Raw genomic sequence first — 27,000 nt, 5'->3', positions numbered from 1 at the left:
GCATGTCCGAACACACGTACCGGGTCACCGAGATCGTCGGCACCTCCCACGAGGGGGTCGACCAGGCCATCCGCAACGGGATCACCCGTGCCTCGCAGACCCTGCGCAACCTCGACTGGTTCGAGGTCACCCAGGTCAGGGGGCAGATCGAGAACGGGCAGATCGAGCACTACCAGGTCGGCCTGAAGGTCGGCTTCCGCCTGGACGAGGGCGACTGAGCGCCCTCACCCGACCCGGTCCCTTCGAGCCGCCCCGCCCGGCCCCCTCGGCCGGGCCCCCGACGGCTCGGTCAGGTCCGCCCTTCCCGCTCCTGCGCGTCCTTCAGCGCCGCTGACGTGGCCGCCCAGCGCGCCCGTACGACCCTGAAGCCCGCCCGCTCGGCATCCGTGCAGACGAGTTCGTCGTCGTCGACGAGGACGCGGACCTCGCGGTCGCGGGCCAGTCGGCGCAGGATCTCCAGCTTGGTGCGGCGGGCGGGCCTGCGGTCGTCGTTGCGCCGCATCCAGATGCGCCCGGCGGGCAGGCCCTGCGCGGCCAGCCAGTCGACGGTGTCGCGGCGGCACCGCTCGGGGCGGCCGGTCAGGTAGACCACCTCGCACTCGCGTGCGCTCTCCAGCGCCAGCGCGATCCCTTCGGGCAGCGGCGGGTCCTGCGGCGCCGCCGCGAAGAACGCGTCCCAGTCGCGGGGCGTGCGCTCCAGGAACCGCTGCCGGTGCGCGCTGTCCGCGAGCGTGCCGTCCAGGTCGAACACGGCGAGTGGTCTGCTGTTCGTCTCCTTCACGGGCCCACCCTATGCAGGTCCCCCTGCCGCGCCGCGCCCGCCCACGGCCCTTCGCCCACCGACGCGTCCGACGCGTCCGACGCCCGTGCCTGGCCCGCGAATTGGGGTCCGTCAGGAAGCCTCCGTCAGTTGAGGCTCCGTCAGGAAGCCTTCGCCAGTTGAGGCTCCGTCAGGACGCGTCCGCCAGCCAAGGCCTGACCTGCTTGCGCGCCTCGTGCAGCCGGGACTTGAGCGTGCCGAGGGGAATCCCGACGCGCTCGGCGACCTCGGCGTACTCCAGCTGGCAGATGTCCCGGTAGACCAACGGCGCCACGAGGTGGGGGTGTTCGCGCTCCAGACGCTCCAGTGCCTCCAGCAGGTCGACACGGGAACCGGCGATGACGCTCGTGGTGCGCGGATCGACCTGCTGGGAGGCGTCGATGGCGACCGGCTGCTCGGCGGCCCGTCGCTTGAGTTCCCGGTACTTCTGCCGGGAGCAGTTCGCGACCACGGTGTAGAGCCAGGTGCCGAAGCGGCTGCGGCCCTCGAAGGTGGTTATTTTCCGCGCCACTTGGAGGAGGACGTCCTGGGCGGCCTCCTCGGCGTCCTCCCGGCAGGGCAGGAAGCGTCCGCAGCGCCGTACCACCTCGGGGCGGATCTGCTGGAGCAGTCCGTCCAGGGCCGCCTCGTCACCGGCCGCCGCCCGCAGGGCCAGCTCCTCGGTCTGCGCCGCGTCCCGCACCGGGTGCTCCCCTCGCTGTCGATCAGAGGCCAGGCATGATAGTCGCATGCACTCCCTGGAGCGGATCGGCCGTTACCGTCTGGACCGGCGTCTGGGTGCCGGCGGCTTCGGCGTCGTCTGGCTCGCCCACGACGACGTGCTGGAGGCGCCCGTCGCGGTGAAGGTGCTCTCCGAGAACTGGGTCGACCACCTGGACATCCGGGAGCGCTTCCTCTCCGAGGCACGGCTGCTGCGCCGGGCCGACTCCAGCCGGGTCGTGCAGGTCTACGACATCGGCGAACTCCCGGACGGCAGGCCGTACTTCGTCATGGAGTACGCCGACGGCGGCACCCTCGCCGACCGCGTCGGGACCGGTCCGCTGCCGGTCGCCGAAGCGCTGCGGCTGACCGCGCTGGCGGCCCGGGGAGCCGCCGCGCTGCACGAGGCCGGGATCGTCCACCGTGACATCAAGCCGTCCAACGTGCTGCTGCGCGGCTCGCCCGGCGGGGGCGACCGTGTCCTGCTCGCCGACCTCGGCCTGGCCAAGAGCCTGGCCCAGGCGTCCGGCCTCACCATGGCGGCGGGCTCCGCGGGGTACACGCCTCCCGAGCAGGCCGAGCCCGGTTCCGGGATCGACGCGCGGGCCGACGTGTACAGCCTGGGCGCCCTCGGCCACCATCTCGTCACCGGCTCGGTGCCCGGCCCGCCCGGCAAGGTCGTACGGCCCGACCGTCTGCGCGCGGACCTCCCCGCGGACGTGGGGCGGGCGCTGATGCGGGCCATGGAACCCGACCGTGAGCGGCGCTGGCCGACCGCCGCCGGGTTCGCGGAGGAACTCGAACGGCTGGCCGCGGACGGTCCGGTCGGGACCCTGACGGCACGCCGGCGCGGCAGGCGCGGCCTGGTCGCCGCGCTGGGCGTCGCCGTCCTCGCGGGGGCGGTCACCGTCGCCGCCACGCTCGCGACGCGGGAACCCTCGGCGGGGACCGTCCGGGTCGAGGACGGCACGGGACGGGTCACCGCGCAGGTTCCGGAGGCCTGGGGCCGTCAGATACGGGACTCCGGCTGGAATCCGCGCGCCCTGGGGCTCGGGGACGGGCGGGAGCCCGGACTCGCCGTCGCGGACGACCTCGCCCGGTGGCAGGACCTCCGGTCGGACGTCAGCGGCGCCTTCATCGGGCTCAGCGAGCAGGGCGACGTCGCCGCCGAGGTGCGGGCACTGGCGCACACCGGATGCCACTACCAGGGCGGCCACGCCTACAACGGCGCCCGCTGGCACGGTCTGATCCGGACCTGGGACGACTGTCCTGGCAGCGGCGGCTCCGTCGTCGAGGCGGGGTTGAGCCCGGCGGGTGGTGCCCCGCAGCCCCAGGTCTACGTGCAGATCCGTCAGAAGCACGCGGACAAGGACACGGCCGACCGGGTCATCGCGTCCGTACGGGTCGGCACCTGAACGGTCGCGCCCGGCCCGGCGTATTTTCCCGGCCGATCTCGCGAACTTTTCCGTGCGCCGGTGCATCGGACAGGGGTGACGGGGCACAACGCGCCGTGCGTACGCGTGAGGAACGCGTGCGGTGATTCCCAAGGAGTGGTGACATGGCGACCTTCCGGCGCGGAGCGGCGGACACGGACCCGGTCGACGCGGTTCCCGCGCACCGCACTTCGGCCCACGCCCGGCGGGCGGCGGTGCTCGCGGGCATCGCGGTGCTCGGCCTGCTCACGGGCTGCGGCACGGACGGCTCACCGAAGAGCGCGCCGCAGACGCTCTCCGGCACCGCCGAGCCCGCCTCGGGCGACAGGACCGCGGACAGCGGATCGAGCGACACGGCCACCCCGGGCGGGGACGACACCTCGGCCGGGTCCGCCACCAAGTCCGGTACGACGTCGGGGGCGGCCTCCACGTCCTCGGGCAACTCCTCGGGCGGCGGCCGCTGCCACACCTCCGAACTGCGCGCGTCCGTGGGGAACAACGACCCGGGCGCGGGGCAGGAGAACTTCCCCGTCGTCCTGACCAACAAGTCCGGGCGCACCTGCACCGTGCGCGGCTTCCCGGGGGCCGCGTTCGTCGACGCGTCGGGCAGGCAGCTCGGCCCCGACCCCAAGCGCTCCTCGGAATCGCCGACGACGCTCACGCTGAAGCCGGGGCAGAGCGCGTGGGCGGGTCTGACCTTCTCCAATCCCGAGATCAGCGGGGCGAGGACGGCGACGCCCGCCGCGCTCATCGTCACTCCTCCCGACGAGAGGGACCCGCTCAAGGTCACGTGGACGCAGGGCAAGGTGCCGGTCTCCGGCAACGCCTCGACGGTGTCCCTGACGGTCGTCCGGTCGGGCACCGGCACCTGAACCCAGCGGCCCCAATTCCCCCTGCCCCGCCACCTGCCCCGCAGGTCGGCGGGGTTTGTCACGGAACGGCTACGTGTCCTGGATCACGCGACCCTTTCCGGATGCCCGCGCATCCCACCGATTGACGCACCCGCACCGAGCGGGGCGTCACAGGTACGGGGGCTCCAGCCGCAGAGCGGGAGCCGTGGCGAGAATCCCGGGGGACGATCATGAGCGGTATCTCACGCAGGCGGCTGCTGACCGCGGCGGCATCGGCGGGCGCCCTGGGCGCGCTCTCCGCCTGCTCGGCGAACGACTGGTCGGTGGGCAGCACCGGCGAGAGTGACGGCAAAGGGTCGCCGAGCCAGCCGCCCAAGCCGATCGGTGACGGCTCGACCGCCGACACGGGGGCCCAGCCCGAGCAGCCGAAGGCGCAGCGGCTGAAGCCGGGTGAGCGCCCGCCACAGTTCGTCGTCTTCTCCTGGGACGGCGCGGGCGAGCTCAGCAACAAGCTGTTCTCCCGGTTCCGCAAGGTCGCCGCCGACCACGGGGCGTCCATGACGTTCTTCCTCAGCGGCATCTACACGCTGCCCGAGTCGAAGAAGCACCTGTACCGCCCGCCGCAGCACCCGGTCGGTGCCTCCGCGATCGGTTACCTCTCCGACCGGCACATCCACGCCACGCTCCAGCAGATACGCGCCGCCTGGCTGGAGGGGCACGAGATCGGCACCCACTTCAACGGGCACTTCTGCGGCGCGGACGGGGTGCGCCTGTGGTCGCCCGCCGAGTGGCGCAGCGAGATCGACCAGGCGATCGGGTTCGTCACGCGCTGGAAGACGAACACCGGCTTCACCGATCTCGAACCGCTGCCCTTCGACTACCGCAAGGAACTGATCGGCGGGCGGGCCCCGTGCCTGGAGGGGCAGGCCAACCTGCTGCCGACCGTCGCCGACCTGGGGTGGAAGTACGACGCCAGCTCACCCGGCGGGCTGCAGATCTGGCCCGGGAAGGTGCAGGGCGGCCGGGTCTGGGACCTCCCGCTCCAGTCCATCCCGTTCCCCGGTCACTCCTTCCAGGTCCTGTCCATGGACTACAACCTGATGGCCAACCAGTCGAACGCGAACCCGCTCGGCGACCGTTCCCGGTTCGCCGCGTGGCGCGCGCAGGCCCGTGACAGCTATCTCGCCGGCTTCCGTCGCGCCTACGAGGGCAACCGGGCGCCCCTCTTCATCGGCAACCACTTCGAACGCTGGAACGGCGGCATCTACATGGACGCCGTCGAGCAGGCCATCGCCCGGATCGCCGAACACGACGAGGTCAGGATGGTGTCCTTCCGCCAGCTCGTGGAGTGGCTGGAGGTGCAGGACCCGGCGGTCCTGCGGAAGCTGCGCACCCTCAGTCCCGGGCAGTCCCCGCTCGGCGGCTGGGCGGAGTTCCTGGGCACGGCGTCCGGTTCGGGCACGCCGTCGTCCTGACGGTTCGGGTCCGCCGTCAGGCCGACGGCTCGGTGGTCTCCCGTACGGCGGCGGGGCGGGCGGGGTGTGCCGGACTCACCGGCGGCCTCCCCGCCCTCCCTCGTGTCCGGAGCCGTATCCGTAGTCCCCGTAGCCGTATCCGGGGTCGCGGCCGGAGCCGTACTGCCCGTCCCCGGGGCAGTAGGCGTCCGGGGAGGCGCAGTACTCGTACGACGGGGCGGAGGTCGTCGGAGCCGGCTGCGCGGTCGACGGGGTGGTGGACGACCCGTGGGCGGCGGGCGGTGCGGGTTCCGTCGAGTCCGTGGGCGGTGCGGGGGTGGTGTCCGGTCCGCCGTCGGCGGAGCCCCAGTTGACCACCTCCATCTGGAGCGTGGGCGAGGAGGTGTCGAGCTCCCAGCGCTGGACGGCCCCGTCGTCGCGGACTTTGAGGAGCAGGGCCGCGCCGTCGTCGGCGGAGGCGGGCGCGAGGGCCAGGTCCTGGTTCCAACGTGGCACCAGCGCACCCTGGAGGGTGAAGTCGTAGCGCCGGTCCTTCGCGCCGGGGCCCGACACGCCCGGGCAGGCGGTCAGCCGGACCGAGTAGCCGAGATGGGAGTCCAGGCACAGGCCGGGGTCGGCCGCGTCGCTCAGCAGTCCGTCGGCTTCGTACGTCCACCGGCGGGCGGACTTCGAGGTGCACGAGGTGAGCCGGGCCTCCACCCCCTTGGCGGGCTTGTCGCCCACGATGCCGACGCACAGTCCGGTCGCGGCGTTGCGCAGCAGTCCCCGTGCGGTCTCGCCCGGCCGGGCCCCGGTCCCGATCCACGAGGGGTTCGCACCGGGCGACCGGCTCGGGCCGGTCGCGTCCGAGCGGCCGGTGTTGTCGGCCGTGCCGTTCTCGCCGCCGGAGCTGGTGCCGGCCGCCCAGACGACCAGCGGGACCAGGATCAGGGTGCTCACGGTGAGGACGGCGAGCGCCACGTCGCGGCGGCGCGGTGCCTGGCGGGGGCCCTTGTGCGTGCCGGCTCCCTGTCCCCGGGGCGCCCGGTGCGCGGGCGTACGCGGGTCGCCGGCTCCGCGGCCGCGCGCGGCGGTGCGCGGGCGGAGTCCCGCCGGGAGCGGGACCTCGCGGACGGCGGGCGTGTCCGCGGGCGTCCCGGTCCAGGAAAGCATCCCCTTCTCGGCGGGAGTTCCGGTGAGTTCGGGTGCCGTGGCGGCGGCCTCGTCGGCGGTGTGGACCCCGTCGGCCGCGGGGATCGCGGAGGCACGTCCGGGACGGGAGGCGACGTAGTCGCGCGCGGCCCAGCCGAGCACGGCCTCGGCGAGCGGGAGCCCCAGCGGGCGGTTGAACTGGTCCAACTGGTCGGCGGTGTGGCGGCAGTGACCGCACCGGGCCATGTGATCGCGCAGATCGGGGTCGAGTCCGGCGCCGCGGCGGCGCAGGGAGACATCGAGCATCCGGTTGTAGCGCCGGCACTCCTGCTCGGGGGCCAGCTCGCGGTGGATCTCCAGACAGCCGGCGCGCAGGCGTTCCCGGGCGCGCTCCAGCTCCGGCGGGACGTCCTCGGCTTCGTATCCCAGCAGGGCCGCGGGCACCTCAGGGCGCTCGGCCTCGACCTCGATGTGCCACAGCAGGCAGCGGGCGGGCTCGGGCAGCCGCTGGAACGCCCGGGACAGCAGGCGTCTGCCCTCCGGCGGGAGGAGCCGGGCCGCGGCCCGGTCCTCGCGGTCCGAGCCGGTGAGCAGGTTCGGGTGGAGCATGTCGCGCCGCTGGTCGGTGAGCCACTCGGCGGCCATGCGCCGGACGGTGACGAGGAGTTGGGGCCGCCAAGCGGCGCCGGGTCCCGACTGGTCCAGGGATTCGCCGAACAGACGGGTGAATGCGGCCGTGGTGAGCATTCCGGCGGGCCGTACGCCGTGAGTGCACAGGCGTGCGTAGGAGTACACCGCTTCCCAGTGGCGGTCCAGCAGTTCGCCGACGGGATAGTGCACGGGTGCGTTCCCTTGGCTCTTCTTCATCTCGGCCGCGAGCCGTTCATCCGATACCTCGAACGACCGCGCCGGAGCCTGGGAATGAGGCAGCCTGGCATCATTCACGTCCGCTTTCCTCCCAAAGGCAACACGGAAATTAGTCCATACCAATGGGTATGTAGACCGCCCGACGAGGCGGACGGCCTACCCATGGGGGGCTGCGCCGCGCACGACCACCTCGGACCGCACCTGTGAAGCAATCCGGCCGCACTCGTGAAGCAAGGGGACGAACGGCCACACCGTACGGGCACGGAAGGCAGCACAATATTGTCTGCACGCCGACAACGCACACCTTTGCACAGGCTCCCGAGACGGAACAAGCGGTCCGGCGATTTCCTTTTCCGCTGGCAGTCCGCGATATTGACAGAATGTCAGCGGGTCCCGGGAAAACGGAATTCGGAAACCCCGCCACCACCGAACCGCACGCGAGACCGATCCATTGGGGCATCCCATTGGGAGCGCTCCCCATGGGATGCCCGGTCCGCTCAATTCCGGGAACCGGGAATTTTTCCGCTCAGTGGCCGCTGATCGCCCTCGGCGTGTAGGCCCGCTCCAGTTCCTCGATCTCCTTGTCCGTGAGCTCCACCTCGACGGCGGCGACCGCGTCCTCGATGTGCAGCGGCTCGGTGACGCCGACGACGGGCGCGGTCACGACGCCGCGGTGCAGCAGCCAGGCGAGGGCGATCCGCGCACGCGCGGTCTCCCGTCCGGCGGCGATCCGGGCGACGGCGTCGACGATCTCGCGGTCGCCGTCCAGGTAGAGGTTCCGGCCGAACTCGTCGGTCCGGCTGCGTGCCGTGGCGGTGTCCCAGTCCCGGGTGAGCCGTCCACGGGCCAGCGGGCTCCAGGGCAGCACGCCGACGCCCTGGTCCTCGCACAGCGGCAGCATCTCGCGCTCCTCCTCGCGATAGAGGAGGTTGTAGTGGTTCTGCATGGAGACGAACCGCGTCCATCCGTTCAGCCGCGCCATGTACTGCGCCTTGGAGAACTGCCAGGCGTACATCGAACTCGCCCCGATGTAACGGGCCTTGCCCGCCTTGACCACGTCGTGCAGCGCCTCCATCGTCTCCTCGACGGGGGTCGCCGGGTCGAAGCGGTGGATCTGGTAGAGGTCCACGTAGTCGGTGCCGAGGCGGCGCAGGCTGTTGTCGATCTCCGTCATGACCGCCTTGCGGGACAGGCCGCGGGCGTTGGGCCCGTCGTGCATCGCGCCGTTCACCTTGGTGGCGATGACGATCTCGTCGCGGCGCGCGAGGTCGCCGAGCACCCGGCCGACGATCTCCTCGCTGGTGCCGTCCGAGTACACGTTCGCCGTGTCGAAGAAGTTGATCCCGGCCTCCAGCGCCTGGCGGATCAGCGGGCGGGAGGCCTCCTCGTCCAGGGTCCACTCGTGGACGCCGCGGTCGGGAAGACCGACACTCATGCAGCCCAGGCAGATCCGGGACACGTCCAGGCCCGTCGAACCGAGCTTCACGTACTGCATGCTCACTCCTGCTCTCGCGCACCGTGGGATGGCGGCACTGCGGCCACCTGTCTCCCTGCCCGCCACAGGCCCGGTGAAGCCCTACTCGACGGGCGCCTCCACGTCGTCGTACACGTGCACGGCCGAGATCAGGCCACCCTCGCCGCGCGTGCAGACGACGAGCCCCGCCTGCGGCGGAAGGTCGGCGTCGCCCCAGCGGTCGCAGACGTACTCGACGGCGCTGCGGGTGCCGTCGTCCGTGACGGTGCACAGCTTCAGCGGGATGCCCCCGCCCGCGGCGAAGAAGCCCTTGAACAGGTCGTTGAGCGCGGCGTGGCCGACGTACCGGTGGGTATCGCCGGACGGTTCGCGGAAGTAGCCGTCGGGCGCGAAGGCCGCCACCACGGCGGCGACGTCCCCCTCCGCGAGGGCCGCCCGGTAGACGTCCACGACGTCGGAGGCGTGCGCGTCCGGGGCGTGCCGCACCAGCGGAGGCCGTACGACGTGACGGCCGAGCAGCGGCCACCGGGAGTGGTAGATCCGCACCGGCATGGTGGAGGCGGGCTCGACCGCGACGGCGACGGGGAGCCCGACGCGTCCGCCGTCCGGTCCGTCGAGGCGCACCACCCATTCGCCCACGGCGCGCCGTCCGGTGACCGTGACGGCGGCCGGCTCCACGACGGCGGCGTGCTCCGTCCGCCACTTCTCCTGCTCGGCCAGCCAGGCGGCCAGGACACCCACGCCGCAGATGCGCCCGGCGCCGGGGTCGTCGAGCGCCACCGGCACGGTGGCCGTGTCCGGGTCGCGCAGGGCACCGGCGAGGTCGGCCGCTCCGAGCCGCTCGACGAGATCCGTGATCTGAGGAATCCAGACCATGAGTACTCCAGTGAGAATGCGAGACGTTCGTCTTCGCATCGTGTGCCTGTACGCGGCCGGGCGCGACCGCAGCGGCCCGGCTCCGGGCGCGTGCGGGTGACGTCGCCGGGCGTCCGCGGTGCGGGGACGGCAAAGGAGCCCTGGCGCCCACATTCGGATACATGTTCGATCCAGGCCCGGCTCCCCCGTGCACCGGAGGGACGGACAGCGGGCCCGCTGTCCGAGTCGCAGTCGCGAGCACAGGCGCCGGTACCGGCACGGGCAACCGGCGCAGACACGGGCAGGGGCACCAGCACTGGCACCGGCACCGGCACCGGCACCGGCACCGGGAATCCTGAGGGCCCGCACGCGTTGAACCCCCTGTGAGCTCTGTGATCGCGGAAACCCGTTTCTCCGTACTCGACCGCTCGCGCACCCGGGAGGGGCACGAGCCGGCCGAGGCGCTGCGTGACACCGTGCGCCTGGCGCAGGACCTGGAAGCCCTCGGCTACCACCGGATCTGGGTCTCGGAGCACCACGGGGTGCCGGGAGTCGCCGGATCCGCGCCCACCGTGCTGGCCGCCGCCGTCGCCGCGGCCACGCGCACGATACGGGTGGGCACCGGCGGAGTGATGCTGCCGAACCACCGGCCGCTCGTCGTGGCCGAGCAGTTCGGCGTGCTCGCGTCCCTGTTCCCCGGGCGGATCGACATGGGGCTCGGCCGCTCCGTCGGCTTCACGGACGGTGTGCGCAAGGCGCTCGGACGGGACAAGGACGCGGCCGCGAGCGACGACTTCGCGGCACAGCTCGACGAACTCCTCGGCTGGTTCCGCGGCACCTCCCCGACCGGTGTGCACGCGCGCCCGCCGGAGGGGCTGACCGTGCCGCCCTTCGTGCTCGCCATGGGCGAGGGCGCCGGCATCGCGGCGCGGGCCGGCCTGCCCATGGTCATCGGGGACCTCAGGAGCCGGGACAAGATGCTGCGCGGCGTCGACCACTACCGCGCGGCGTTCCGGCCGTCCGTCTGGGCACAGGAGCCGTACGTCGTCGTCTCCGGCACGGTGGCGGTCGCCGCGACCCCCGAGCGGGCACACCGCCTGCTGCTCCCCGAGGCCTGGTCGATGGCGTACTCGCGCACGCACGGCACCTTCCCGCCGCTGCCTCCCGCCGAGCGGGTGGAGACCCTCACGATGAGCGGCAGGGAGCGCGCCTTCTACGAGTCCGGACTCGCCGGCCACATCGCCGGCACCGAGGAGCAGGTCGCCGACGAACTGGCGACGCTGATCAAGGAGACCGGCGCCCAGGAGGTACTGGTCACGACGAGCACGTACGACCGGGACGCCCTGCTCGACTCCTATCGCGGGCTGGCCCGGGTCGCGGGACTGACCCCGGCCTAGAATCGTGGGGTTTGCCCCGAGCCGCGCCGCCGTACCGGTCCCAAGGCCCCCACAGGAGTTTCCCCGATGCCCAGCCCGCACGGTCCCCACGACCCGTACGTCCGCGTCCGGGGCGCCCGCGAGCACAACCTGCGGGGCGTGGACGTCGACGTGCCGAGGGACGTGCTCGCCGTCTTCACGGGCGTGTCCGGCTCCGGGAAGTCGTCGCTGGCCTTCGGGACGATCTACGCGGAGGCGCAGCGCCGCTACTTCGAGTCGGTCGCGCCGTACGCGCGGCGGTTGATCCACCAGGTCGGCGCGCCGAAGGTCGGGGAGATCACGGGCCTGCCGCCCGCGGTGTCCCTCCAACAGCGCCGGTCGACACCCACGTCGCGCTCGTCCGTGGGCACGGTCACCAATCTCTCCAACTCGCTGCGCATGCTGTTCTCCCGCGCCGGCGACTATCCGCCGGGCGCGGAGCGGCTCGACTCGGACGCGTTCTCGCCGAACACGGCGGCCGGGGCCTGCCCGGAGTGCCACGGGCTCGGACGAGTGCACCGTACGACCGAGGAGTTGCTGGTCCCCGATCCGTCGCTGTCGATCCGCGAGGGCGCGATCGCCGCGTGGCCGGGCGCCTGGCAGGGCAAGAACCTGCGGGACATCCTCGACACGCTCGGCCACGACGTGGACCGGCCCTGGCGGGAACTGCCCGCCGGGGAGCGGGAGTGGATCCTGTTCACCGACGAGCAGCCGGTCGTCACCGTGCACCCGGTGCGGGACGCGGAGCGGATCCAACGCCCTTACCAGGGCACGTACATGAGTGCCCGGCGCTACGTCATGAAGACCTTCTCCGACACGAAGAGCCCGACGCTCAGGGCCAAGGCGGAGCGGTTCCTGACCAGTTCTCCGTGTCCCGTGTGCGGCGGCAGCCGGCTGCGGGCCGAGGCGCTGGCGGTGACGTTCGCGGGGCGCACCATCGCCGAGCTGGCCGCGCTGCCGCTGACCGAGCTCGGGCGGGCGCTGCACGGCAGCGGGGAGGCGGCGCGGGTCCTCACCGACGACGTCAGGTCGCGTGTCGCGCCGGTCGTGGAGCTCGGCCTCGGCTATCTCAGCCTCGACCGGCCGGCCCCCACGCTGTCGGCGGGCGAACTGCAACGGCTGCGTCTGGCCACGCAGTTGCGCTCGGGTCTCTTCGGAGTCGTGTACGTCCTCGACGAACCCTCCGCCGGGCTGCACCCCGCGGACACGGAGGCTCTGCTCACGGTCCTGGACCGGCTGAAGAGCGCGGGCAACTCGGTGTTCGTGGTGGAGCATCACCTCGACGTCGTCCGCGGCGCGGACTGGCTCGTCGACGTCGGTCCGCGCGCCGGCGAGCACGGTGGGCAGGTGCTGCACAGCGGCCCGGTCGCGGACCTGGAGGGCGTGCCGGAGTCGGCGACCGCCCGTTTCCTCTTCGACCGGTCCCCCGCGCCGGTACGCGAACTCCGCCCGGCGCAGGGCCAGTTGAAGGTCGGGCCGGTCACCCGGCACAACCTGCGCGGAGTCACCGCCGAGTTCCCCCTCGGCGTGTTCACCGCGGTCACCGGGGTGTCCGGCTCCGGCAAGTCCACGCTGATCGGCGAAGTGACGGAGGAACTCGACGGGGTCGGGCGTCTGGTCACGGTCGACCAGAAGCCCATCGGCCGCACCCCGCGCTCGAACCTCGCGACGTACACGGGGCTGTTCGACGTCGTGCGCAAGGTCTTCGCCGGGACGGACGGGGCCCGCCGTCGCGGCTACGGCGTCGGCAGGTTCTCCTTCAACGTCGCCGGTGGCCGCTGCGAGACCTGCCAGGGCGAGGGCTTCGTCAGCGTCGAGCTGCTGTTCCTGCCCAGCACCTACGCACCGTGCCCGGACTGCGGCGGGGCACGCTACAACCCCGAGACCCTCGAAGTGACGTACCGGGAAAGGAACATCGCCCAGATCCTCGACCTGACGGTGGAGGCGGCGGCCGGCTTCTTCGCGGACACCCCGGCCGTCGCCCGCAGTCTGGCCACGCTGCTGGACGTGGGCCTCGGCTATCTCCGCCTCGGCCAGCCCGCGACCGAGCTGTCCGGCGGCGAGGCCCAGCGCATCAAGCTGGCCGGCGAACTCCAACGGGTACGGCGCGGACACACCTTCTACCTGCTCGACGAGCCGACCACCGGCCTCCACCCGGCCGACGTCGAGGTGCTGATGCGCCAGCTGCACGGTCTGGTCGACGCGGGCCACACCGTCGTGGTCGTCGAGCACGACATGTCGGTCGTCGCGGGCGCCGACTGGGTGATCGACCTCGGCCCCGGCGGCGGCGACGCGGGCGGCCACATCGTCGCGGCGGGACCGCCGGCGGAGGTGGCACGTGCCGCGGGCAGCCGCACCGCCCCGTATCTGGCCCGGCAGTTGGTCAGCCGCGCTTGATCCGGCCGCGGACGGCGAGCACGGCGAGACCCAGGAACACCGGTTCGGTGAAGCGGCTGATCATCTCGGTGTAGGTGCCCCAGGTGGTGAGGTCCTGTCCGCTGGACCGGAAGATCACCGAGTTGAGCACGATCCGCAGGGTCTTCTCGAACCGCTCCAGGGTGAACCGGTCCGCGACGGGCAGGGTGAGCACCGGATCCGGGGTGTCCACCTCCAGCGTGACCTTGCCACCGCTCGGGGGCAGATCTCCCGTGACGGTCTGGCTGGGGCTCTTGTCCGGCAGCCCGAGCCCCAGCATGAGCACGACGGTGACACAGACCGCGAGCAGCAGCCACGCGAGGGCCCGCGAGGCGCGCAGGCCGTAGCCGGAGAGAAGCCAGTAGGCGTGCAGGAGCCAGCGTTCGGCGCGGGTCGTCTCGACCCTGTCGAGGCGCCGCATCTAGTAGAAGTCGCCGGCTCCCGGTTCGTCCTTGCTGTCCTCCAGGGCCTTGCGGAGCTGGCGGTAGAGCTGGGCGACGTGGGCGGGCTCCATGACCGTGCCGGGGAGGTCGTCGTCGATGTCCGTCCAGGCCCGCCGATTGCGGTCGCTCGACTCCAGTCGCTGCCGGAGCAGGTGTTCGTCGGCAATGGCCCGTCTGTTGGTCCAGCGCAGCGGTATTCCGCCGTGCACGCCCCAGCCCGACTGAGGCGACCCGAAGAGGCTCTCGCCGGTGATGCGGATCTGGTCGAGATGGTGGGCCCCGAAGAACTGACAAGGACGCAGCCCCATGTCGACGACCGTGAGGAAGGAGACGTCCACACCTCGCACCGAGAGCAGCTCGGCGAGAAAGGGGGAACCCCAGCCCAGTGGCCGCGTCTCCTCCATGTTCGTTCCGTCGGGGAGGCAGAAGGGGCCGAAGTGCTGGAGGATCGACACCTGGGATGCGAGATTCGCGTCGGTCAGGTCCACCTGGGTCCGCCGTACACGCAGCGTCGACGGCCCGACGAACGTCGTGTCCCGGCAGGTCAGACGAGGTGTGGCCGCGTACAGACGGGCGGGGCGTTCCAGGACGGCCCCGGTCAGGTGGATCTCGCTGCCGCTCACGATCATGGCTTCGACCGGCCCGGAGCACCGTGCCATGTCCAGCCGCATGTTCCGCGCCACCCGGGTTCCCGTCAGTGAGACCCGGCCGCGGAACTCCGCGCGGGAGAAGTCCGCGGCCCCCTCGAAGTCGCCCCGGTCGAAGATCACTTCGTCCTCGAACACCGTCCGCCGGAAGTCGGCATGGCCCCGCACCCCGATACGGGTGAAGTCCGCCGTCCCTTCGAACCGCGCGTCGCGGAAGTCGACCGGCCCCGAGAAGAGGAACCCGCTGAAGTCGACGTCCCCGGTGAACACGGCCTGCTCGAACCGGGCCTCGTACAGGATGCGTTGGCTTCTGCGGCGGAGTTCTTCGAGGAGTTCCGGGGTGAACGGCACCCCCCGGTAGTCGGCTGGACTGCCCGCCGCGGTCGACAACAGGGAGATCTGCCGCCCCGCTGCGTCGACGTGCGCGAGGCAGCGCCCCCGCCGCGGCACGACGACACCGCGGCAGCCGCCGTGTCCGCAGATCGGCCAGGTCGGCGTCGGTGCAACCGTCATGGACGGATGATCGCCGAGTCACCTGTTCCCCGCACCCGCTTCGGGTGAATCGACACCGAAGCCGTCGACTTCAAATCCCCTTCTTCAAGGGGGAGTTGAGGATTCAGGGGTGGACCGCCGTCTGCGCCCGCACCCAGTCCGGCGCCCCTTGCGCCGCCGCGGCCAGGCCCCGGCGGTCCGGGTGGTTGCGGGACGCGATCGGTGGCCGTACCTCGACCTCGGCCACCAGGCCGCGTGTGGTGGCGACCCGCCACAGTGACGCGAGGAGCGAGTCGTCGCCGACGAACGCGGCGGCGGTGCTCTCCTCTCCGCCGCTCGACCGGTAGTGGACACGCACCGGCTGCACGGGCGCTCCCGAGTCCAGCGCGGCCTGGAAGACGGCACGGCGGAAGCGGCCCTGGGCACGGCCGCACCAGGTGCTGCCCTCGGGGAAGGCGACGACGGCCGCTCCGGCGTGCAGGGCCTCGGCGATGCGGGTCACCGTGCCGGGCAGCGCGCGGAGCCGGTCCCGTTCGATGAAGAGGGTGCCGCCGCGTGCGGCCAGGGCTCCCGCCACGGGCCAGGCCCGGACCTCGGTCTTGGCGAGCATCCGCGCCGGGCGGACCGCGGCGAGCAGCGGGATGTCCAGCCAGGAGATGTGGTTGGCCACGAGCAGCAGGCCACCGGTGGGCACGGCGGTCCCGGTGATCCTGGTCCGTACGCCGCTCGCCCGGACGACGGCCCGGCACCAGCGGCGGATCATCCGGTCCCGTGGCACCGCCCGCATCCGGGCGATCCCCGGGGCGAGCAGGACTCCGGTGAGGACGACGGCCAGGACCGCGGCGAGCCGCAGCACGGCGCGGGGCACCGCGGTCCAGGACGCCGTCGACTCCACGCAGGCTCCGGGAGAGCAGGGAGCGGTGGGAAGCCAGGCGCTGCCGGGGCCGGAGGGTGCTGGTGCTGCGGCTCCGGCACCGCCTCGCTCCGGGGCGGCGACTCCGGCACCGCCCCACTCCGGGGCGGCGGCTCCGGCACCGCCACGCTCCCGGGCACCCGGCGGCGGGGCGTCCGGCCGGGACCAGGACCCGGGTGCGGCGGCGCGCGACCGGTCCGGGCTCCCGGCACCCGGACGGGCCGGTCCCGCACCGAGCGTCCCCGGGCCCGGTGCCCCCACGTCGTGGGTGCTCATCACGCCGGGACGAGGGAGAGGAAGTGCCGCAGATAGCGCGGGTTGACCCGGCTCATCGGCAGCAGCACATACAGGTCGGCGACCCCGAAGTCCGGGTCGTGGGCGGGCTCTCCGCAGACCCAGGCGCCCAGTCGCAGATAGCCGCGCAGCAGCGGGGGAAGCTCGGTGCGGGCGGGCCGGGTGACGCCCTCGGCGCTCCACGGCAGCAGGGGACGTACGCGGTGCTCCTCGGGTGCCAGGTGCCGGGTGCGGACACGGTCCCAGGTGCCCGCGGCGAGGGTGCCGCCGTCGGCGAGCGGGATGGAGCAGCAGCCGGCGAGCCACTCGTGGCCGCCCTCGATCATGTAGCGGGCGATCCCCGCCCAGATGAGTCCGATGACGGTGCCGTCGCGGTGGTCGGGGTGCACGCAGGAGCGTCCCACCTCGACGAGCCCGGAGCGGATCGGGGCGAGCGGGCCGAGGTCGAACTCGCTCTCCGAGTACAGCCGTCCGGCGATCGCGGCCCGCTCGGGCGGCAGCAGCCGGTAGGTGCCGACGACCTGGCCGGTCACCGTGTCCCGGACCAGCAGGTGGTCGCAGTACGCGTCGAAGGCGTCGACGTCGAGACCCGGTTGCGGGGTGGACAGGAGGGCGCCCATCTCCCCGGCGAACACGTCGTGGCGCAGCCGCTGCGCGGCTCGCACGTCGGCCTCGTCGCGGGCCAGGGTGACGGTGTAGCGGGTGGGGGCGACGGGCTGGGGCGGGGTGTCGAGGGTGGAAACGCCGGTCATGGCACTCTCCTGGTCACGGGCCGGTTCGGCGGTGCGGCGGGCGCGGACCAGCGGTTGTTCGGTCCGTGCGCTCCTGTTCTTCCGATGCCGGTTGGCGTGCGCGTGACCTGTGCCAGGAGAGTGGATGTGGGGTTGTTGAACGCCGGGTCCCCGGCCCGGTCAGCCGTCCTTCGTCACGCACCCGGCGAGCAGGCGCCCGGCCTCCTCGGGGGCGAGTACCCGCTCCAGGACGAGGTCGCCCGTCATGTTCGGGAAGAACCGGCCCGAGGGCCAGCTCCGCTCGTAGGCCGGCGGGTCGAGGACGAGCAGCCGGACTCCGTCGACGACGGGGATGTCGCTGGGCGTGCCCTCGTTCCACACCCACTCCCCGGTGGGGGCGACAAGGTTGAAGGAGCCGGTGGTGTGCACCTGTCCGGGCTGGTCGCGGCAGACCGCGGCCTCCTGCGCGGACGGGGCCCGGCCGGGTATGTGGCCGCCGCCGACGAGGACGTCGGCGACCAGCGTGTGCAGCTGGAAGTTGTCGCCGATGCCCCGCATGCGCATCGCGTAACCGGTTCCGGTCGGGCGGTGCAGCACGATCAGCGGTTCGTCGAGGACCAGCAGGGCGTACGTCAGGCACTTGAAGGGGTGTCCGGACGCCTCTTCCACGGTCCGCGTGGCCCGCAGCAGCCGGTTGCGCAGGGCGCTGTCGAGGGCGCCGCGCACCCCGGCGTGGTTCAGCATGGCGACGGACGCCATCTCGAACTGGGGCAACGTCATCCAGGCCAGGGCCGGTTCCGCCCCGACGCGGTCGAAGAGCGCCGGATCCGGCGCACCGTCCTCCGGGTCGGGGAAGTCCCCTCCGCCGGTCTCCTCCCAGCGTTCGCAGAATTCACCGGCGGCGGCGAGTGTCTCGGCGAGTTCGGCGAAGACGTGCGGCGCGCAGGGCCCGGCGTCGGCGCCACGCTCCACGCAGGCCCCGACGAGCACGGCCACGGTGCCGCGCGGCCCCGGGGGCACCTCGGGCAGCAGCGCGGCCAACAGCGGTGCCGCCCGGCCGACTTCCCGCTCCCCCGCGTCCCCGAAGTGACGGTACAACTCTCCGAACGCGCGTTCCGAACGGTCGACGTCCCGTTCGCGCACAGCGGCCTCGAAGTCCGTGACGGCTTCGAGGAACCGCTCCCTCCCGTTGTTGTCGAAGATCATGCCGGCAGCCTACCGACGGCCGGGGGTGCCTGGCGGGACCGGGGATGAGCACCACTCCCGGTCCCGCCCGTCCGCACCCTTACGGCGAACGACGTACGGCTAGCGCTTGCCCGACGAGCGGGTCGCGCGCAGCCACTCCTTGTTCATGCTGGTGATGGAGAACAGCGGGATGCCCTTGGGGCACGCCGTCGCGCACTCCCCGGCGAGCGTGCAGCCGCCGAAGCCCTCCTCGTCCATCTGGGCCACCATGTCGAGCACCCGCGACTCGCGTTCGGGAGCGCCCTGCGGGAGCACGTTGAGGTGGTTGATCTTGGCGGAGGTGAAGAGCATGGCCGCGCCGTTGGGGCAGGCGGCGACGCAGGCACCGCAGCCGATGCACTCGGCGTGCTCGAAGGCGAAGTCGGCGTCCGGCTTGGGCACGGGCGTGGCGTGGGCCTCCGGCGCGGCGCCGGTGGGGGCGGTGATGTAGCCGCCGGCCTGGATGATGCGGTCGAAGGCGGAGCGGTCGACGACGAGGTCCTTGACGACCGGGAAGGCCGAGGCGCGCCAGGGTTCGATGTCGATGGTGTCGCCGTCCTGGAAGGACCGCATGTGCAGCTGGCAGGTGGTGGTGCGTTCGGGGCCGTGCGCGTCGCCGTTGATGACGAGCGAGCAGGCGCCGCAGATGCCCTCGCGGCAGTCGTGGTCGAAGGCGACCGGGTCCTCGCCCTTGAGGATGAGTTCCTCGTTGAGGGTGTCGAGCATCTCCAGGAAGGACATGTCGGCCGAGATGTCGTCCACCTGGTACGTGGACATGGCGCCTTCGGCGTCGGCGTTCTTCTGTCGCCAGACGCGCAGGTTGAGCTTCATGCGTAGCTCCGCTGGGTGGGGTGGACGTACTCGAAGACGAGGTCTTCCTTGTGCAGGACGGGGGACTGGCCCGTCTCGGTGAACTCCCAGGCCGCCGCGTAGGAGAACTCCTCGTCCTTGCGGGCGGCCTCGCCGTCCGGGGTCTGGGACTCCTCACGGAAGTGCCCGCCGCACGACTCGGAGCGGTGCAGCGCGTCGAGGCACATCAGCTCGGCGAGTTCCAGGTAGTCGACGACTCGGTTGGCCTTCTCCAGCGACTGGTTGAACTCCTCGCCGGTGCCGGGGACCTTGATGCGCCGCCAGAACTCCTCCCGGATCTGCGGGATTCGCTCCAGCGCCTTGCGCAGTCCGGTCTCGGTGCGGGCCATGCCGCAGAACTCCCACATCAGTTCGCCGACTTCGCGGTGGAAGGAGTCCGGGGTGCGGTCGCCGTCGACGGCGAGGAGCAGCCGTAGCCGGTCCTCGGTCTCGGCCAGCACCTCCTGGACGGCCGGGTGTTCGTCGGTCACCTCGTCGTGGTGGGGGTTGCGGGCGAGGTAGTCGTTGATCGTCGAGGGCAGGACGAAGTAGCCGTCGGCGAGGCCCTGCATCAGGGCGGAGGCGCCGAGACGGTTGGCGCCGTGGTCGGAGAAGTTGGCCTCGCCGATCGCGAACAGGCCGGGGACGGTGGTCTGGAGGTCGTAGTCGACCCACAGCCCGCCCATCGTGTAGTGCACGGCGGGGTAGATCCGCATCGGCACCGTGTACGGGTCCTCGGCGGTGATCCGGGCGTACATGTCGAAGAGGTTGCCGTACTTCTCCTCGACCGCCTTGCGGCCCATCCGCCGGATGGCGTCCGCGAAGTCGAGGTAGACGCCCTGACCGCCGGGGCCGACACCGCGGCCCTCGTCGCAGACGTTCTTCGCGGCACGGGAGGCGATGTCCCGGGGCACGAGATTGCCGAAGGACGGGTAGATGCGCTCCAGGTAGTAGTCGCGCTCCTCCTCCGGGATCTCGCCCGCCGGGCGGGTGTCGCCCTTCGCCTTCGGCACCCAGATGCGCCCGTCGTTGCGCAGCGACTCGCTCATCAGCGTCAGCTTGGACTGGTGGTCGCCGGTGCGCGGGATGCAGGTCGGATGGATCTGGGTGAAGCACGGGTTGGCGAAGTACGCGCCGCGCCGGTGCGCCCGCCAGATCGCGGTCGCGTTCGAGTTCATCGCGTTCGTCGACAGGTAGAACACATTGCCGTAGCCGCCGGAGGCGAGGACCACGGCGTCCGCGAAGTACGTGTCGATGCGGCCGGTGATCAGGTCGCGGGCCACGATGCCGCGCGCCCGTCCGTCGATCACGATCAGGTCGAGCATCTCGGTCCGCGGGTGCATCTCCACGTTGCCCGCGGCGATCTGCCGGGACAGTGCCTGGTAGGCGCCGAGCAGCAGTTGCTGGCCCGTCTGGCCGCGGGCGTAGAAGGTGCGGGAGACCTGGACGCCGCCGAAGGACCGGGTGTCGAGGAGGCCGCCGTACTCGCGGGCGAAGGGCACGCCCTGCGCCACGCACTGGTCGATGATCTCCACGGAGATCTGCGCCAGCCGGTGCACGTTCGACTCCCGGGCGCGGAAGTCGCCGCCCTTGACGGTGTCGTAGAAGAGGCGGTGGACGGAGTCGCCGTCGTTGCGGTAGTTCTTCGCCGCGTTGATGCCGCCCTGCGCGGCGATCGAGTGGGCCCGGCGGGGCGAGTCCTGGTAGCAGAACTGGACGACGTGGTAGCCCTGTTCGGCCAGCGTCGCGCCCGCGGAGCCGCCCGCGAGACCGGTGCCCACGACGATCACGGTGTGCTTGCGGCGGTTGGCCGGGTTCACGAGCTTGGCCTCGAAGCGGCGGGTGTCCCAGCGTTCGTCGACCGGGCCCTGCGGTGCCTTGGCGTCGGCGACCGGTTCACCGGTCCGGTACGCGGCATATTCGGACGATACGGTCATGTCAGCTCACCACTCCGGTCATGACTCCGACGGGTACGGCGATGAAGCCCGCCGTCAGCACCAGCGCGAGGACGTTCGCGCCGGCCTTGAGGGCGCGGTCGCGGCTGCGGCGGCCGGCGCCGAGGGTCTGTGCCGCGCTCCAGAAGCCGTGCCGGATGTGCAGGCCGAGCGCGAGCATCGCGACGATGTAGACGACGTTGCCGTACCAGGTGGAGAAGGTGTCCACGACGTTCTGGTACGGGTGGCCCTCCTGGAAGCCGCCGGAGTGCACCGTGCCGGTCGTCAGGTCCAGGAGATGCCAGACGATGAACAGGCCGAGGATGATCCCGCCCCAGCGCATGGTGCGCGTGGCGTAGCTCGCCCGGGCCTTCTTGTGCACGTACTTGCTGGGGCGCGCCTTGATGTCGCGGCGGCTGAGCTGGTACGCGGAGACGGCGTGCGCGACGACCGCGACGACCAGCACCACGCGAAAGACCCAGAGGGTCCACTCGTAGTGCACGACGGGTTCGCCGAGGGTGCGCAGCCAGTGGGCGTAGTCGTTGAACTCGCCGGCCCCGAAGTAGATCTTCAGGTTCCCGATCATGTGGGCGACCAGGTAGAGCAGCATGATCAAGCCGCTGACCGCCATCACGGTCTTCTTGCCGACGGAGCTGTCCCACACGGTACGCGCCATGGACGGTCGTCGGTCCGTCCGCGTTGCCAGAGCCATGCCGTCGAAGCTAGGGCTCACAGGGCCGATCGGTCCAAGACATGGTCCAGCTTGTTTCCATAGGCATGGACTATCGTCGAGGTATGCAGTTCCAGCAGCTCCAGTACTTCGTGGCGGTCGCCGAGACCCGGCACTTCACCCGCGCCGCCGATCTCGTCCATGTGGCGCAGCCGTCCCTGTCCCAGCAGATCAAGGCGCTGGAGCGGGAGCTCGGGGCGGACCTGTTCCAGCGGGCGCGCGGGAACATCACGCTGACGGACGCCGGCGAGGCGCTGCTGCCGCTGGCCCGGCGCATCCTCGCCGACGCGGACACGGCCCGGCACGAGGTGCAGGAACTGGCCCAGCTGCGCAGCGGCCGGGTCCGCCTCGGTGCCACCCCGAGCGTGTGCACCGGCCTGCTCCCCGATGTGCTGCGCGCCTTCCACGACCGGTATCCGGGCATCCGGCTGCTCATCGAGGAGGGCGGCTCGCACGATCTCGTACGGGAACTCGCGCGCGGCGCCCTGGACCTCGCCCTGGTCGTGCTTCCCCTCCCCACGCCGTCTCCCGCGCTGACCACCCTGGAGCTGCTGCGCGAGGACCTGGTGGTGGTGTCGTCGCCGGACGCGCCCGCGCCGGGCACCGGCCGTACGGTGCGCATCGCCGACCTCGAGGGCGAGCGCCTCGTCATGTTCCGGCACGGCTACGACCTGCGGGAACTGACCGTGGCCGCATGCCGCGCCGAGGGCTTCGAGCCCGACTTCGCCGTCGAGGGCGGCGAGATGGACGCTGTGCTCGGCTTCGTCCGCGCGGGACTCGGCGTGGCCGTCGTCCCGCGCATGGTCGCGACGCGGTCCGGGCGAGGGCTGCGGGTGACCCCGCTGGCCCGGCCCGGGCTGCACCGGACGATCGCGCTCGCCCACCGCAGCGACGTGGCTCCGCCGCGGGCGGCGCGGGAGCTCCAGCGGATGCTGCTGGAGCGCTGACGGGCGGCCCTTGCGCCTGGGGGCGCGCCCGGCCCCGGGCGCACGCCAGCGGGGCCGCAAGCGGGGCGGTCACCGGGCCGAGGCCAGGCCCGCGAGGCCGACGGGCGGGACACGCCCACCGAGCACTCACCGGGCCGAGACCGGATCCGGCGAGCAGGGCACGCCGACGAGACCGTCACCGGCCGAGGCCAGGCCCGCAGGGCCGACGGGCGGGACACGCCCACCGAGCACTCACCGGGCCGAGACCGGATCCGCCGGATCCGGCGAGCAGGGCACGCCGACCAGACCGTCACCGGCCGAGGTCAGGCCCGCAGGGCCGACGGGCGGGACACGCCCACCGAGCACTCACCGGGTCGGGATGAATCCGCCGTCGATGACCAGGTCGCTTCCGGTGATGTTGCGGGCGCGGTCGCCCGCCAGGAAGAGCACGGTCTCCGCGACCTCCGAGGGCATCGAGAAGCGGCCGGTGACCGTGGCGGCGGAGGCCTTCGCGACGACGTCGTCCGGCGTGATCCCGGCGGCCGAGGAGACGGTCGCGGCCACCCCGTCGCCGCCGAGCCACAGCTCGGTCTTCACCGGGCCCGGACTGACCGTGTTGACCCGGATGCCCCGCGGCCCGACCTCCTTCGACAGCGCTTTGGAGAAGGCGACGAGGGCGGCCTTGCTCGCGCTGTAGTCGATCACCAGGGGGTCGGGCAGGGTGGCGTTGACCGAGGCGACGGTCACCACGGAGCCCTCGCCCGCGTCCAGCATCACCGGCAGGGCGGCCCGGGTGACCCGTACGGCCGTCAGCAGATTGAGGTCGACGACACGCTGCCAGTCCTCGTCGGTCACCGACAGGAAGCCGCCGGTACGGGCCGGGGCGGCGCCGACGTTGTTCACCAGGACGTCGATCCGCCCGTCCGCCGCGGCGATCAGGCGCTCGGCGGCGTCCGGTTCGGCGAGGTCGGCCGGGACCCAGACGACCGAGCCCTGCTCGACCAGCGCGTCCAGTTCCTTCGTCGTGGTCCGGGATCCGGCGACGACCCTCGCTCCCGCGCCGGCGAGCGCTTCGACGATCGCCAGCCCGATGCCCTTGCTGGCACCGGTCACCACGGCGGTCCGGCCCTCGAGTTCCTTGCCCATGCCGCTCAGCTCCTGCCCGTGAGGGTGTGCCGGGAGTCGGGGCGCCCGCACCTGTGGCGCGAGGCCGCCCCGTTCCAGGAGACCATGGCACGCGCGCGGTCTCAGCCCGTGGCGTCCACCAGCGCCAGCTCGTGCAGCCGCTCCGGCGGTCCCGGGCGGGCGTAGTACCAGCCCTGGGCGGTGTCGCAGCCGAGTATCCGCAGCTGTTCGGCCTGCGCGCCCGTCTCCACGCCCTCGACCGTGACCGCGAGGTCGAGGGAGTGGGCGAGGGACACGATGCCCTCGACGATCTTCAGGTCGACGGGGTCCGCGGGGAACTGCTGCATGCCCTGGGTGAAGGATCGGTCCAGCTTGAGGATGCTCACGGGCAGCCGGCGCAGGTTGGCGAGGTTCGAGTAGCCCGTGCCGAAGTCGTCCAGGGCGATGTCGACGCCCATCTCGGCGAGCCGGCGCAGCGGCTTCAGCAGGTCGTCGTCGGCGCCGATCAGCGCGGACTCGGTGACCTCCAGGCACAGCGCGTCGGCGTCGAGGCCCTCGCGCTCCAGGATGTCGACCGTGTCCTGCACCAGGCCGGGGTGGGTCAGCTGGCACGGCGACAGATTGACGTTGATCCGCAGCGGGCCGGCGCCGGCGTGGCGTTCCTGCCAGGCACGGGCCTGGCGCACCGACTGCTCCAGGACCCAGCGGCCGAGCGGCACGATCAGGCCGGTGTGCTCGGCGAGCGGGATGAACCGGTCGGGGCCGAGGACGCCGTGCTGCGGGTGCAGCCAGCGCACCAGCGCCTCGGCGCCGCGGACACTGCCGTCGCCGAGGTGCACGAGCGGCTGGTACTCGATGAAGAACTCACCCCGGTCCAAGGCCGCGGGCAGCGCGGTGGTCAGTCCGTGCCGGGTGATGGCGCGGGCGTCGGCCTCGGGGTCCGCCAGCTCGAAGCGGTTGCCGCCCGCGGACTTGGCCCGGTACATCGTGATGTCGGCGCTGCGCAGCACCTCGGCGGGACCGCGTTCCCCGGCCGGCCCCTCGACGATGCCGATGCTGCCGCGCACGGTCAGCTCGCGGCCGTCGATGCTGATCGGCGTGACGAGGGCGTTCATGATGCGCCCGGCGAGTTCGTCGACCTCGTGCTCGGTGCCGGTGCCGGTGGTGAGCGCGACGAACTCGTCGCCGCCGAGCCGGGCGACCATCTCGCCGGGGGCGGTCGCGCAGGACTGCAGCCGGTCGGCGACCTCGACGAGCAGCCGGTCCCCGGCCGCGTGCCCGAGACTGTCGTTGATGGTCTTGAAGCCGTCGAGGTCGAGGTAGCACAGGCCGAAACGCTGGCCGTCCCCCGCGGACAGCGCCTTCTCCAGGCGCTCGAAGAAGAGGGTGCGGTTGGGCAGTCCGGTGAGCGCGTCGTGCGTGGCCTCGTAGCGCAGCCGCAGATTGAGCAGCCGCCGCTCGGTGGTGTCCTCCATCAGCGCCAGCTGGTACTGGGGTTCGCCGTCCGCGTCGCGCAGCAGGGAGACCGTCAGATTGGTCCACAGGGCCGTGCCGTCGGGCCGGTAGAAGGCCTTTTCGACGTGGTAGTGCTCGCGCTCCCCGCGGACCAGTTCCTCGTACAGCCGCCAGACCTGGGGAGCGTCCTCGGGGTGGGTCCACTCGGGGACCTTGCGGCCGAGCATCAGCTGCTCGGAGCCGCCGAACATGCGCAACAGTGCTCCGTTGACCTGGAGGACGTTGCCTTCCAGGTCGGCGATGCCGATTCCTATGGCCGCGCCTTCGAAGACCGCGCGGAAGCGGGCCTCGCTGGCGTGCAGCGCCTCGGCCACCGCGCTCCTCGCGCTCAACGCCGCCCGGGAGATGGCTTCCTGTTCGGCGAGGGTCCGCTCCCGCAGGGCCTGCGCGAAACCGGCGGCCATGGCGTGCTGGAGCCGTGCGGACCGGGTCCGCAGCGCCTCCTGGGACCCGTCCTCTCCGCAGTACAGCACCAGGTAGGCGTCGACGCAGTCGAGTGCGCGGCTGAGCGCCTCCGGGTCCGTGCAGTGCGCGGCCACGAGCGCGGCGCCGACCGCCTGCCCTTCGGCCGCCTCGAAGGTCCGGGCCCGCAGCGCGTCTTTCAGCCGCCGGGCCAGCGGGATCAGCAGTTGCTCGAACTCGGGCCGGGTCAGCGACGTCGAGGTCACCGGGAACACCGCCCGGCTCCAGATCGTCGCGAACCGGCGCAGTCTGTCTTCCGGCCCGTCCGGCTCGGCGGTCACGCGGTGCGCCCCACGCCGCCGAACCCGGAGAAGGAATAGGGATCCTCGTCCTCCGATGCCGTGTCGGGCCTCCAGTCCGGCATCGGCACCAGTCCGGGTTCCACCATGTCGTACCCCTCGAAGAACCGCGCGATCTGTTCGCGCGAGCGCATGATCAGCGGATTGCGGATGTTCTTGTAGACGTCGACCGCGCCTTCGGCCCGCTCCGGCGGGAGCGGAATCCCCTCGTACGAGGCGTGCGTGACGATGAGCAGGCTGCCCGGCGCGAGCGCGTCGCGCAGCTCCGCCACCGCTCCGTACGGGTCGTCCGCGTCTTCCACGAAGTGAAGTATGGCAACGAGAAGCAGGGCGACCGGCCGGTTCAGGTCGATCAGCCGCTGGAGCTGAGGGCTCGCCAGGATCTCGTGGGGCTTGAGCAGATCGGCGGCGAGGACGTCCGCGTCGTCGTTGTCCCCCAGTACGGCCTCGCTGTGCGCGACGGCCACCGGGTCGTGGTCGACGTAGAGGACGTGTGCGCCGGGCCTTGCCGACTGGGCGACCTCGTGGACGTTTCCGAAGGTGGGGATGCCCGAACCGATGTCCAGGAACTGGTCGATGCCCTCGTCCGCGGCGAAGCGCACGGCACGGCGCATGAACGCGCGGTTCGCCTGCATGATCTTGGGAAGTCCCGGCATGAACTCCATCGCCTTGCGTGCCGCTTCCCGGTCGACCTCGAAGTTGTGCGAACCGCCCAGGTAGTAGTCATACATACGGGACACGCTCGGCATCGAGATGTCAATGCTGCGGGGGGCCCAGGCGGGACGCTCCATCTATCTCTCCAAGGCGTAGGCGACGGCGTAGGCGATCCGGTGTTCGAGCTGAGGCTACTGATCGCCCGCCAAACGGGCGAGCCAAAACGGAAATTGACCATCCGTTCCCGGTCACTGCCTCCGGCAAGTGCCGAATTGACGTCCCGCGAACCGCTCACGAACAAGCGGTGTGCCGCCCCTGCGAAATCGC

Annotated in this window: 23 protein-coding genes; 7 read left to right on the top strand and 16 right to left on the bottom strand. The window is 72.0% G+C overall.

All coding sequences use genetic code 11. The features are described 5' to 3' along the window. The first annotated feature begins 2 nt into the window (after positions 1-2). On the top strand, positions 3-218 hold the full coding sequence (locus BKI49_RS33420) for a dodecin (RefSeq protein WP_179332665.1): 216 nt from the start codon (positions 3-5) through the stop codon (positions 216-218). Positions 219-289: 71 nt separating this feature from the next. Here BKI49_RS33420 and BKI49_RS33415 read toward each other — a convergent pair whose 3' ends face one another. Next, the gene (locus BKI49_RS33415) at positions 290-781 is read right to left on the bottom strand and encodes a phosphatase domain-containing protein (protein WP_095938045.1); all 492 of its coding nucleotides are present in this window, start codon (positions 779-781) and stop codon (positions 290-292) included. Positions 782-950: 169 nt separating this feature from the next. Beyond that, the gene (locus BKI49_RS33410; RefSeq protein WP_095938044.1) at positions 951-1,502 is read right to left on the bottom strand and encodes an RNA polymerase sigma factor; all 552 of its coding nucleotides are present in this window, start codon (positions 1,500-1,502) and stop codon (positions 951-953) included. 46 nt (positions 1,503-1,548) lie between these two features. On the opposite strand from BKI49_RS33410, the gene BKI49_RS33405 reads away from it, so the two are divergent. The 3 genes from BKI49_RS33405 to BKI49_RS33395 all read left to right on the top strand — a co-directional run bounded on the left by BKI49_RS33405 (position 1,549) and on the right by BKI49_RS33395 (position 5,278). After that, entirely contained in the window at positions 1,549-2,934 is a 1,386-nt protein-coding gene (locus BKI49_RS33405; RefSeq protein WP_095938043.1) for a serine/threonine-protein kinase, read from the top strand. Positions 2,935-3,077: 143 nt separating this feature from the next. Next, complete coding sequence (locus BKI49_RS33400; RefSeq protein ID WP_095938042.1) at positions 3,078-3,824, top strand: DUF4232 domain-containing protein; 747 nt, start codon at positions 3,078-3,080, stop codon at positions 3,822-3,824. Positions 3,825-4,033: 209 nt separating this feature from the next. After that, entirely contained in the window at positions 4,034-5,278 is a 1,245-nt protein-coding gene (locus tag BKI49_RS33395) for a polysaccharide deacetylase family protein (RefSeq protein ID WP_179332664.1), read from the top strand. 75 nt (positions 5,279-5,353) lie between these two features. Here the strand turns inward: BKI49_RS33395 and BKI49_RS33390 are convergent, their stop codons facing one another. The 3 genes from BKI49_RS33390 to BKI49_RS33380 all read right to left on the bottom strand — a co-directional run bounded on the left by BKI49_RS33390 (position 5,354) and on the right by BKI49_RS33380 (position 9,626). Continuing rightward, entirely contained in the window at positions 5,354-7,249 is a 1,896-nt protein-coding gene (locus BKI49_RS33390; protein ID WP_257005058.1) for a ricin-type beta-trefoil lectin domain protein, read from the bottom strand. A 553-nt stretch (positions 7,250-7,802) separates the two neighbouring features. Further along, complete coding sequence (locus BKI49_RS33385; RefSeq protein WP_095938040.1) at positions 7,803-8,771, bottom strand: aldo/keto reductase; 969 nt, start codon at positions 8,769-8,771, stop codon at positions 7,803-7,805. An 81-nt stretch (positions 8,772-8,852) separates the two neighbouring features. Next, the gene (locus tag BKI49_RS33380) at positions 8,853-9,626 is read right to left on the bottom strand and encodes a nuclear transport factor 2 family protein (protein ID WP_179332663.1); all 774 of its coding nucleotides are present in this window, start codon (positions 9,624-9,626) and stop codon (positions 8,853-8,855) included. A 362-nt stretch (positions 9,627-9,988) separates the two neighbouring features. Between BKI49_RS33380 and BKI49_RS33375 the strand changes: the two genes are divergently transcribed. Together BKI49_RS33375 and BKI49_RS33370 are read left to right on the top strand one after the other, a co-directional pair. Then, positions 9,989-11,002, top strand: coding sequence for an LLM class flavin-dependent oxidoreductase (locus BKI49_RS33375; RefSeq protein WP_095938038.1), 1,014 nt, complete (start codon positions 9,989-9,991; stop codon positions 11,000-11,002). A gap of 66 nt (positions 11,003-11,068) precedes the next feature. Next, entirely contained in the window at positions 11,069-13,417 is a 2,349-nt protein-coding gene (locus BKI49_RS33370; RefSeq protein WP_095938037.1) for an ATP-binding cassette domain-containing protein, read from the top strand. Here BKI49_RS33370 and BKI49_RS33365 read toward each other — a convergent pair. The 8 genes from BKI49_RS33365 to BKI49_RS33330 all read right to left on the bottom strand — a co-directional run bounded on the left by BKI49_RS33365 (position 13,404) and on the right by BKI49_RS33330 (position 21,638). After that, the gene (locus BKI49_RS33365; protein ID WP_095938036.1) at positions 13,404-13,856 is read right to left on the bottom strand and encodes a hypothetical protein; all 453 of its coding nucleotides are present in this window, start codon (positions 13,854-13,856) and stop codon (positions 13,404-13,406) included. The two genes, BKI49_RS33370 and BKI49_RS33365, sit on opposite strands and share 14 nt — an antisense overlap. Continuing rightward, a complete protein-coding gene (locus BKI49_RS33360) occupies positions 13,857-15,038 on the bottom strand; it encodes a pentapeptide repeat-containing protein (protein WP_095938035.1) in 1,182 nt (393 codons plus the stop codon). Between the two features lie 103 nt (positions 15,039-15,141). Beyond that, positions 15,142-15,912 (bottom strand): lysophospholipid acyltransferase family protein, encoded by a 771-nt coding sequence (locus BKI49_RS33355; RefSeq protein WP_218835056.1) that lies wholly within the window; start codon positions 15,910-15,912, stop codon positions 15,142-15,144. A 293-nt stretch (positions 15,913-16,205) separates the two neighbouring features. After that, entirely contained in the window at positions 16,206-16,976 is a 771-nt protein-coding gene (locus BKI49_RS33350; RefSeq protein WP_095938033.1) for a GNAT family N-acetyltransferase, read from the bottom strand. Positions 16,977-17,135: 159 nt separating this feature from the next. Then, a complete protein-coding gene (locus BKI49_RS33345; protein WP_095938032.1) occupies positions 17,136-18,161 on the bottom strand; it encodes a hypothetical protein in 1,026 nt (341 codons plus the stop codon). 99 nt (positions 18,162-18,260) lie between these two features. Then, positions 18,261-19,010: a succinate dehydrogenase/fumarate reductase iron-sulfur subunit gene (locus tag BKI49_RS33340; protein ID WP_095938031.1), complete on the bottom strand. Its 750-nt coding sequence runs from the start codon at positions 19,008-19,010 to the stop codon at positions 18,261-18,263. Next, complete coding sequence (locus BKI49_RS33335) at positions 19,007-20,965, bottom strand: fumarate reductase/succinate dehydrogenase flavoprotein subunit (RefSeq protein ID WP_095938030.1); 1,959 nt, start codon at positions 20,963-20,965, stop codon at positions 19,007-19,009. The genes BKI49_RS33340 and BKI49_RS33335 overlap by 4 nt, the downstream gene beginning before the upstream one ends. 1 nt (position 20,966) lies before the next feature. Then, positions 20,967-21,638: a succinate dehydrogenase gene (locus BKI49_RS33330; protein WP_095938029.1), complete on the bottom strand. Its 672-nt coding sequence runs from the start codon at positions 21,636-21,638 to the stop codon at positions 20,967-20,969. Between the two features lie 119 nt (positions 21,639-21,757). Between BKI49_RS33330 and BKI49_RS33325 the strand changes: the two genes are divergently transcribed. Beyond that, the gene (locus BKI49_RS33325; RefSeq protein WP_143658545.1) at positions 21,758-22,639 is read left to right on the top strand and encodes a LysR family transcriptional regulator; all 882 of its coding nucleotides are present in this window, start codon (positions 21,758-21,760) and stop codon (positions 22,637-22,639) included. A gap of 345 nt (positions 22,640-22,984) precedes the next feature. On the opposite strand, the gene BKI49_RS33320 is transcribed toward BKI49_RS33325, so the two are convergent. From BKI49_RS33320 to BKI49_RS33310, 3 genes are all read right to left on the bottom strand, one after another. Beyond that, on the bottom strand, positions 22,985-23,764 hold the full coding sequence (locus BKI49_RS33320; protein ID WP_095938027.1) for an SDR family NAD(P)-dependent oxidoreductase: 780 nt from the start codon (positions 23,762-23,764) through the stop codon (positions 22,985-22,987). A 101-nt stretch (positions 23,765-23,865) separates the two neighbouring features. Continuing rightward, on the bottom strand, positions 23,866-26,001 hold the full coding sequence (locus BKI49_RS33315) for a putative bifunctional diguanylate cyclase/phosphodiesterase (RefSeq protein WP_095938026.1): 2,136 nt from the start codon (positions 25,999-26,001) through the stop codon (positions 23,866-23,868). Beyond that, positions 25,998-26,810, bottom strand: a complete 813-nt coding sequence (locus BKI49_RS33310; protein WP_095938025.1) for an SAM-dependent methyltransferase — start codon at positions 26,808-26,810, stop codon at positions 25,998-26,000. The genes BKI49_RS33315 and BKI49_RS33310 overlap by 4 nt, the downstream gene beginning before the upstream one ends. Positions 26,811-27,000: the final 190 nt, after the last annotated feature.

Source organism: Streptomyces sp. Tue6028 (genome assembly GCF_002300165.1).
In the GTDB taxonomy this organism is placed as follows: Bacteria; Actinomycetota; Actinomycetes; order Streptomycetales; family Streptomycetaceae; genus Streptomyces; species Streptomyces siamensis.
Note: the sequence above shows the minus strand (reverse complement) of the source record. Positions and strands in the feature narration are given on the sequence as shown.

Bases quoted from the DNA above. Each gene is read 5' to 3' on its own strand.
- BKI49_RS33335 (WP_095938030.1), bottom strand. From the start codon at position 20,965: ATGACCGTATCGTCCGAATATGCCGCGTACCGGACCGGTGAACCGGTC.
- BKI49_RS33405 (WP_095938043.1), top strand. From the start codon at position 1,549: ATGCACTCCCTGGAGCGGATCGGCCGTTACCGTCTGGACCGGCGTCTG.
- BKI49_RS33400 (WP_095938042.1), top strand. From the start codon at position 3,078: ATGGCGACCTTCCGGCGCGGAGCGGCGGACACGGACCCGGTCGACGCG.
- BKI49_RS33370 (WP_095938037.1), top strand. From the start codon at position 11,069: ATGCCCAGCCCGCACGGTCCCCACGACCCGTACGTCCGCGTCCGGGGC.
- BKI49_RS33345 (WP_095938032.1), bottom strand. From the start codon at position 18,161: ATGATCTTCGACAACAACGGGAGGGAGCGGTTCCTCGAAGCCGTCACG.
- BKI49_RS33340 (WP_095938031.1), bottom strand. From the start codon at position 19,010: ATGAAGCTCAACCTGCGCGTCTGGCGACAGAAGAACGCCGACGCCGAA.
- BKI49_RS33365 (WP_095938036.1), bottom strand. From the start codon at position 13,856: ATGCGGCGCCTCGACAGGGTCGAGACGACCCGCGCCGAACGCTGGCTC.
- BKI49_RS33350 (WP_095938033.1), bottom strand. From the start codon at position 16,976: ATGACCGGCGTTTCCACCCTCGACACCCCGCCCCAGCCCGTCGCCCCC.
- BKI49_RS33325 (WP_143658545.1), top strand. From the start codon at position 21,758: ATGCAGTTCCAGCAGCTCCAGTACTTCGTGGCGGTCGCCGAGACCCGG.
- BKI49_RS33330 (WP_095938029.1), bottom strand. From the start codon at position 21,638: ATGGCGCGTACCGTGTGGGACAGCTCCGTCGGCAAGAAGACCGTGATG.
- BKI49_RS33310 (WP_095938025.1), bottom strand. From the start codon at position 26,810: ATGGAGCGTCCCGCCTGGGCCCCCCGCAGCATTGACATCTCGATGCCG.
- BKI49_RS33380 (WP_179332663.1), bottom strand. From the start codon at position 9,626: ATGGTCTGGATTCCTCAGATCACGGATCTCGTCGAGCGGCTCGGAGCG.
- BKI49_RS33420 (WP_179332665.1), top strand. From the start codon at position 3: ATGTCCGAACACACGTACCGGGTCACCGAGATCGTCGGCACCTCCCAC.
- BKI49_RS33385 (WP_095938040.1), bottom strand. From the start codon at position 8,771: ATGCAGTACGTGAAGCTCGGTTCGACGGGCCTGGACGTGTCCCGGATC.
- BKI49_RS33320 (WP_095938027.1), bottom strand. From the start codon at position 23,764: ATGGGCAAGGAACTCGAGGGCCGGACCGCCGTGGTGACCGGTGCCAGC.
- BKI49_RS33395 (WP_179332664.1), top strand. From the start codon at position 4,034: ATGAGCGGTATCTCACGCAGGCGGCTGCTGACCGCGGCGGCATCGGCG.
- BKI49_RS33360 (WP_095938035.1), bottom strand. From the start codon at position 15,038: ATGACGGTTGCACCGACGCCGACCTGGCCGATCTGCGGACACGGCGGC.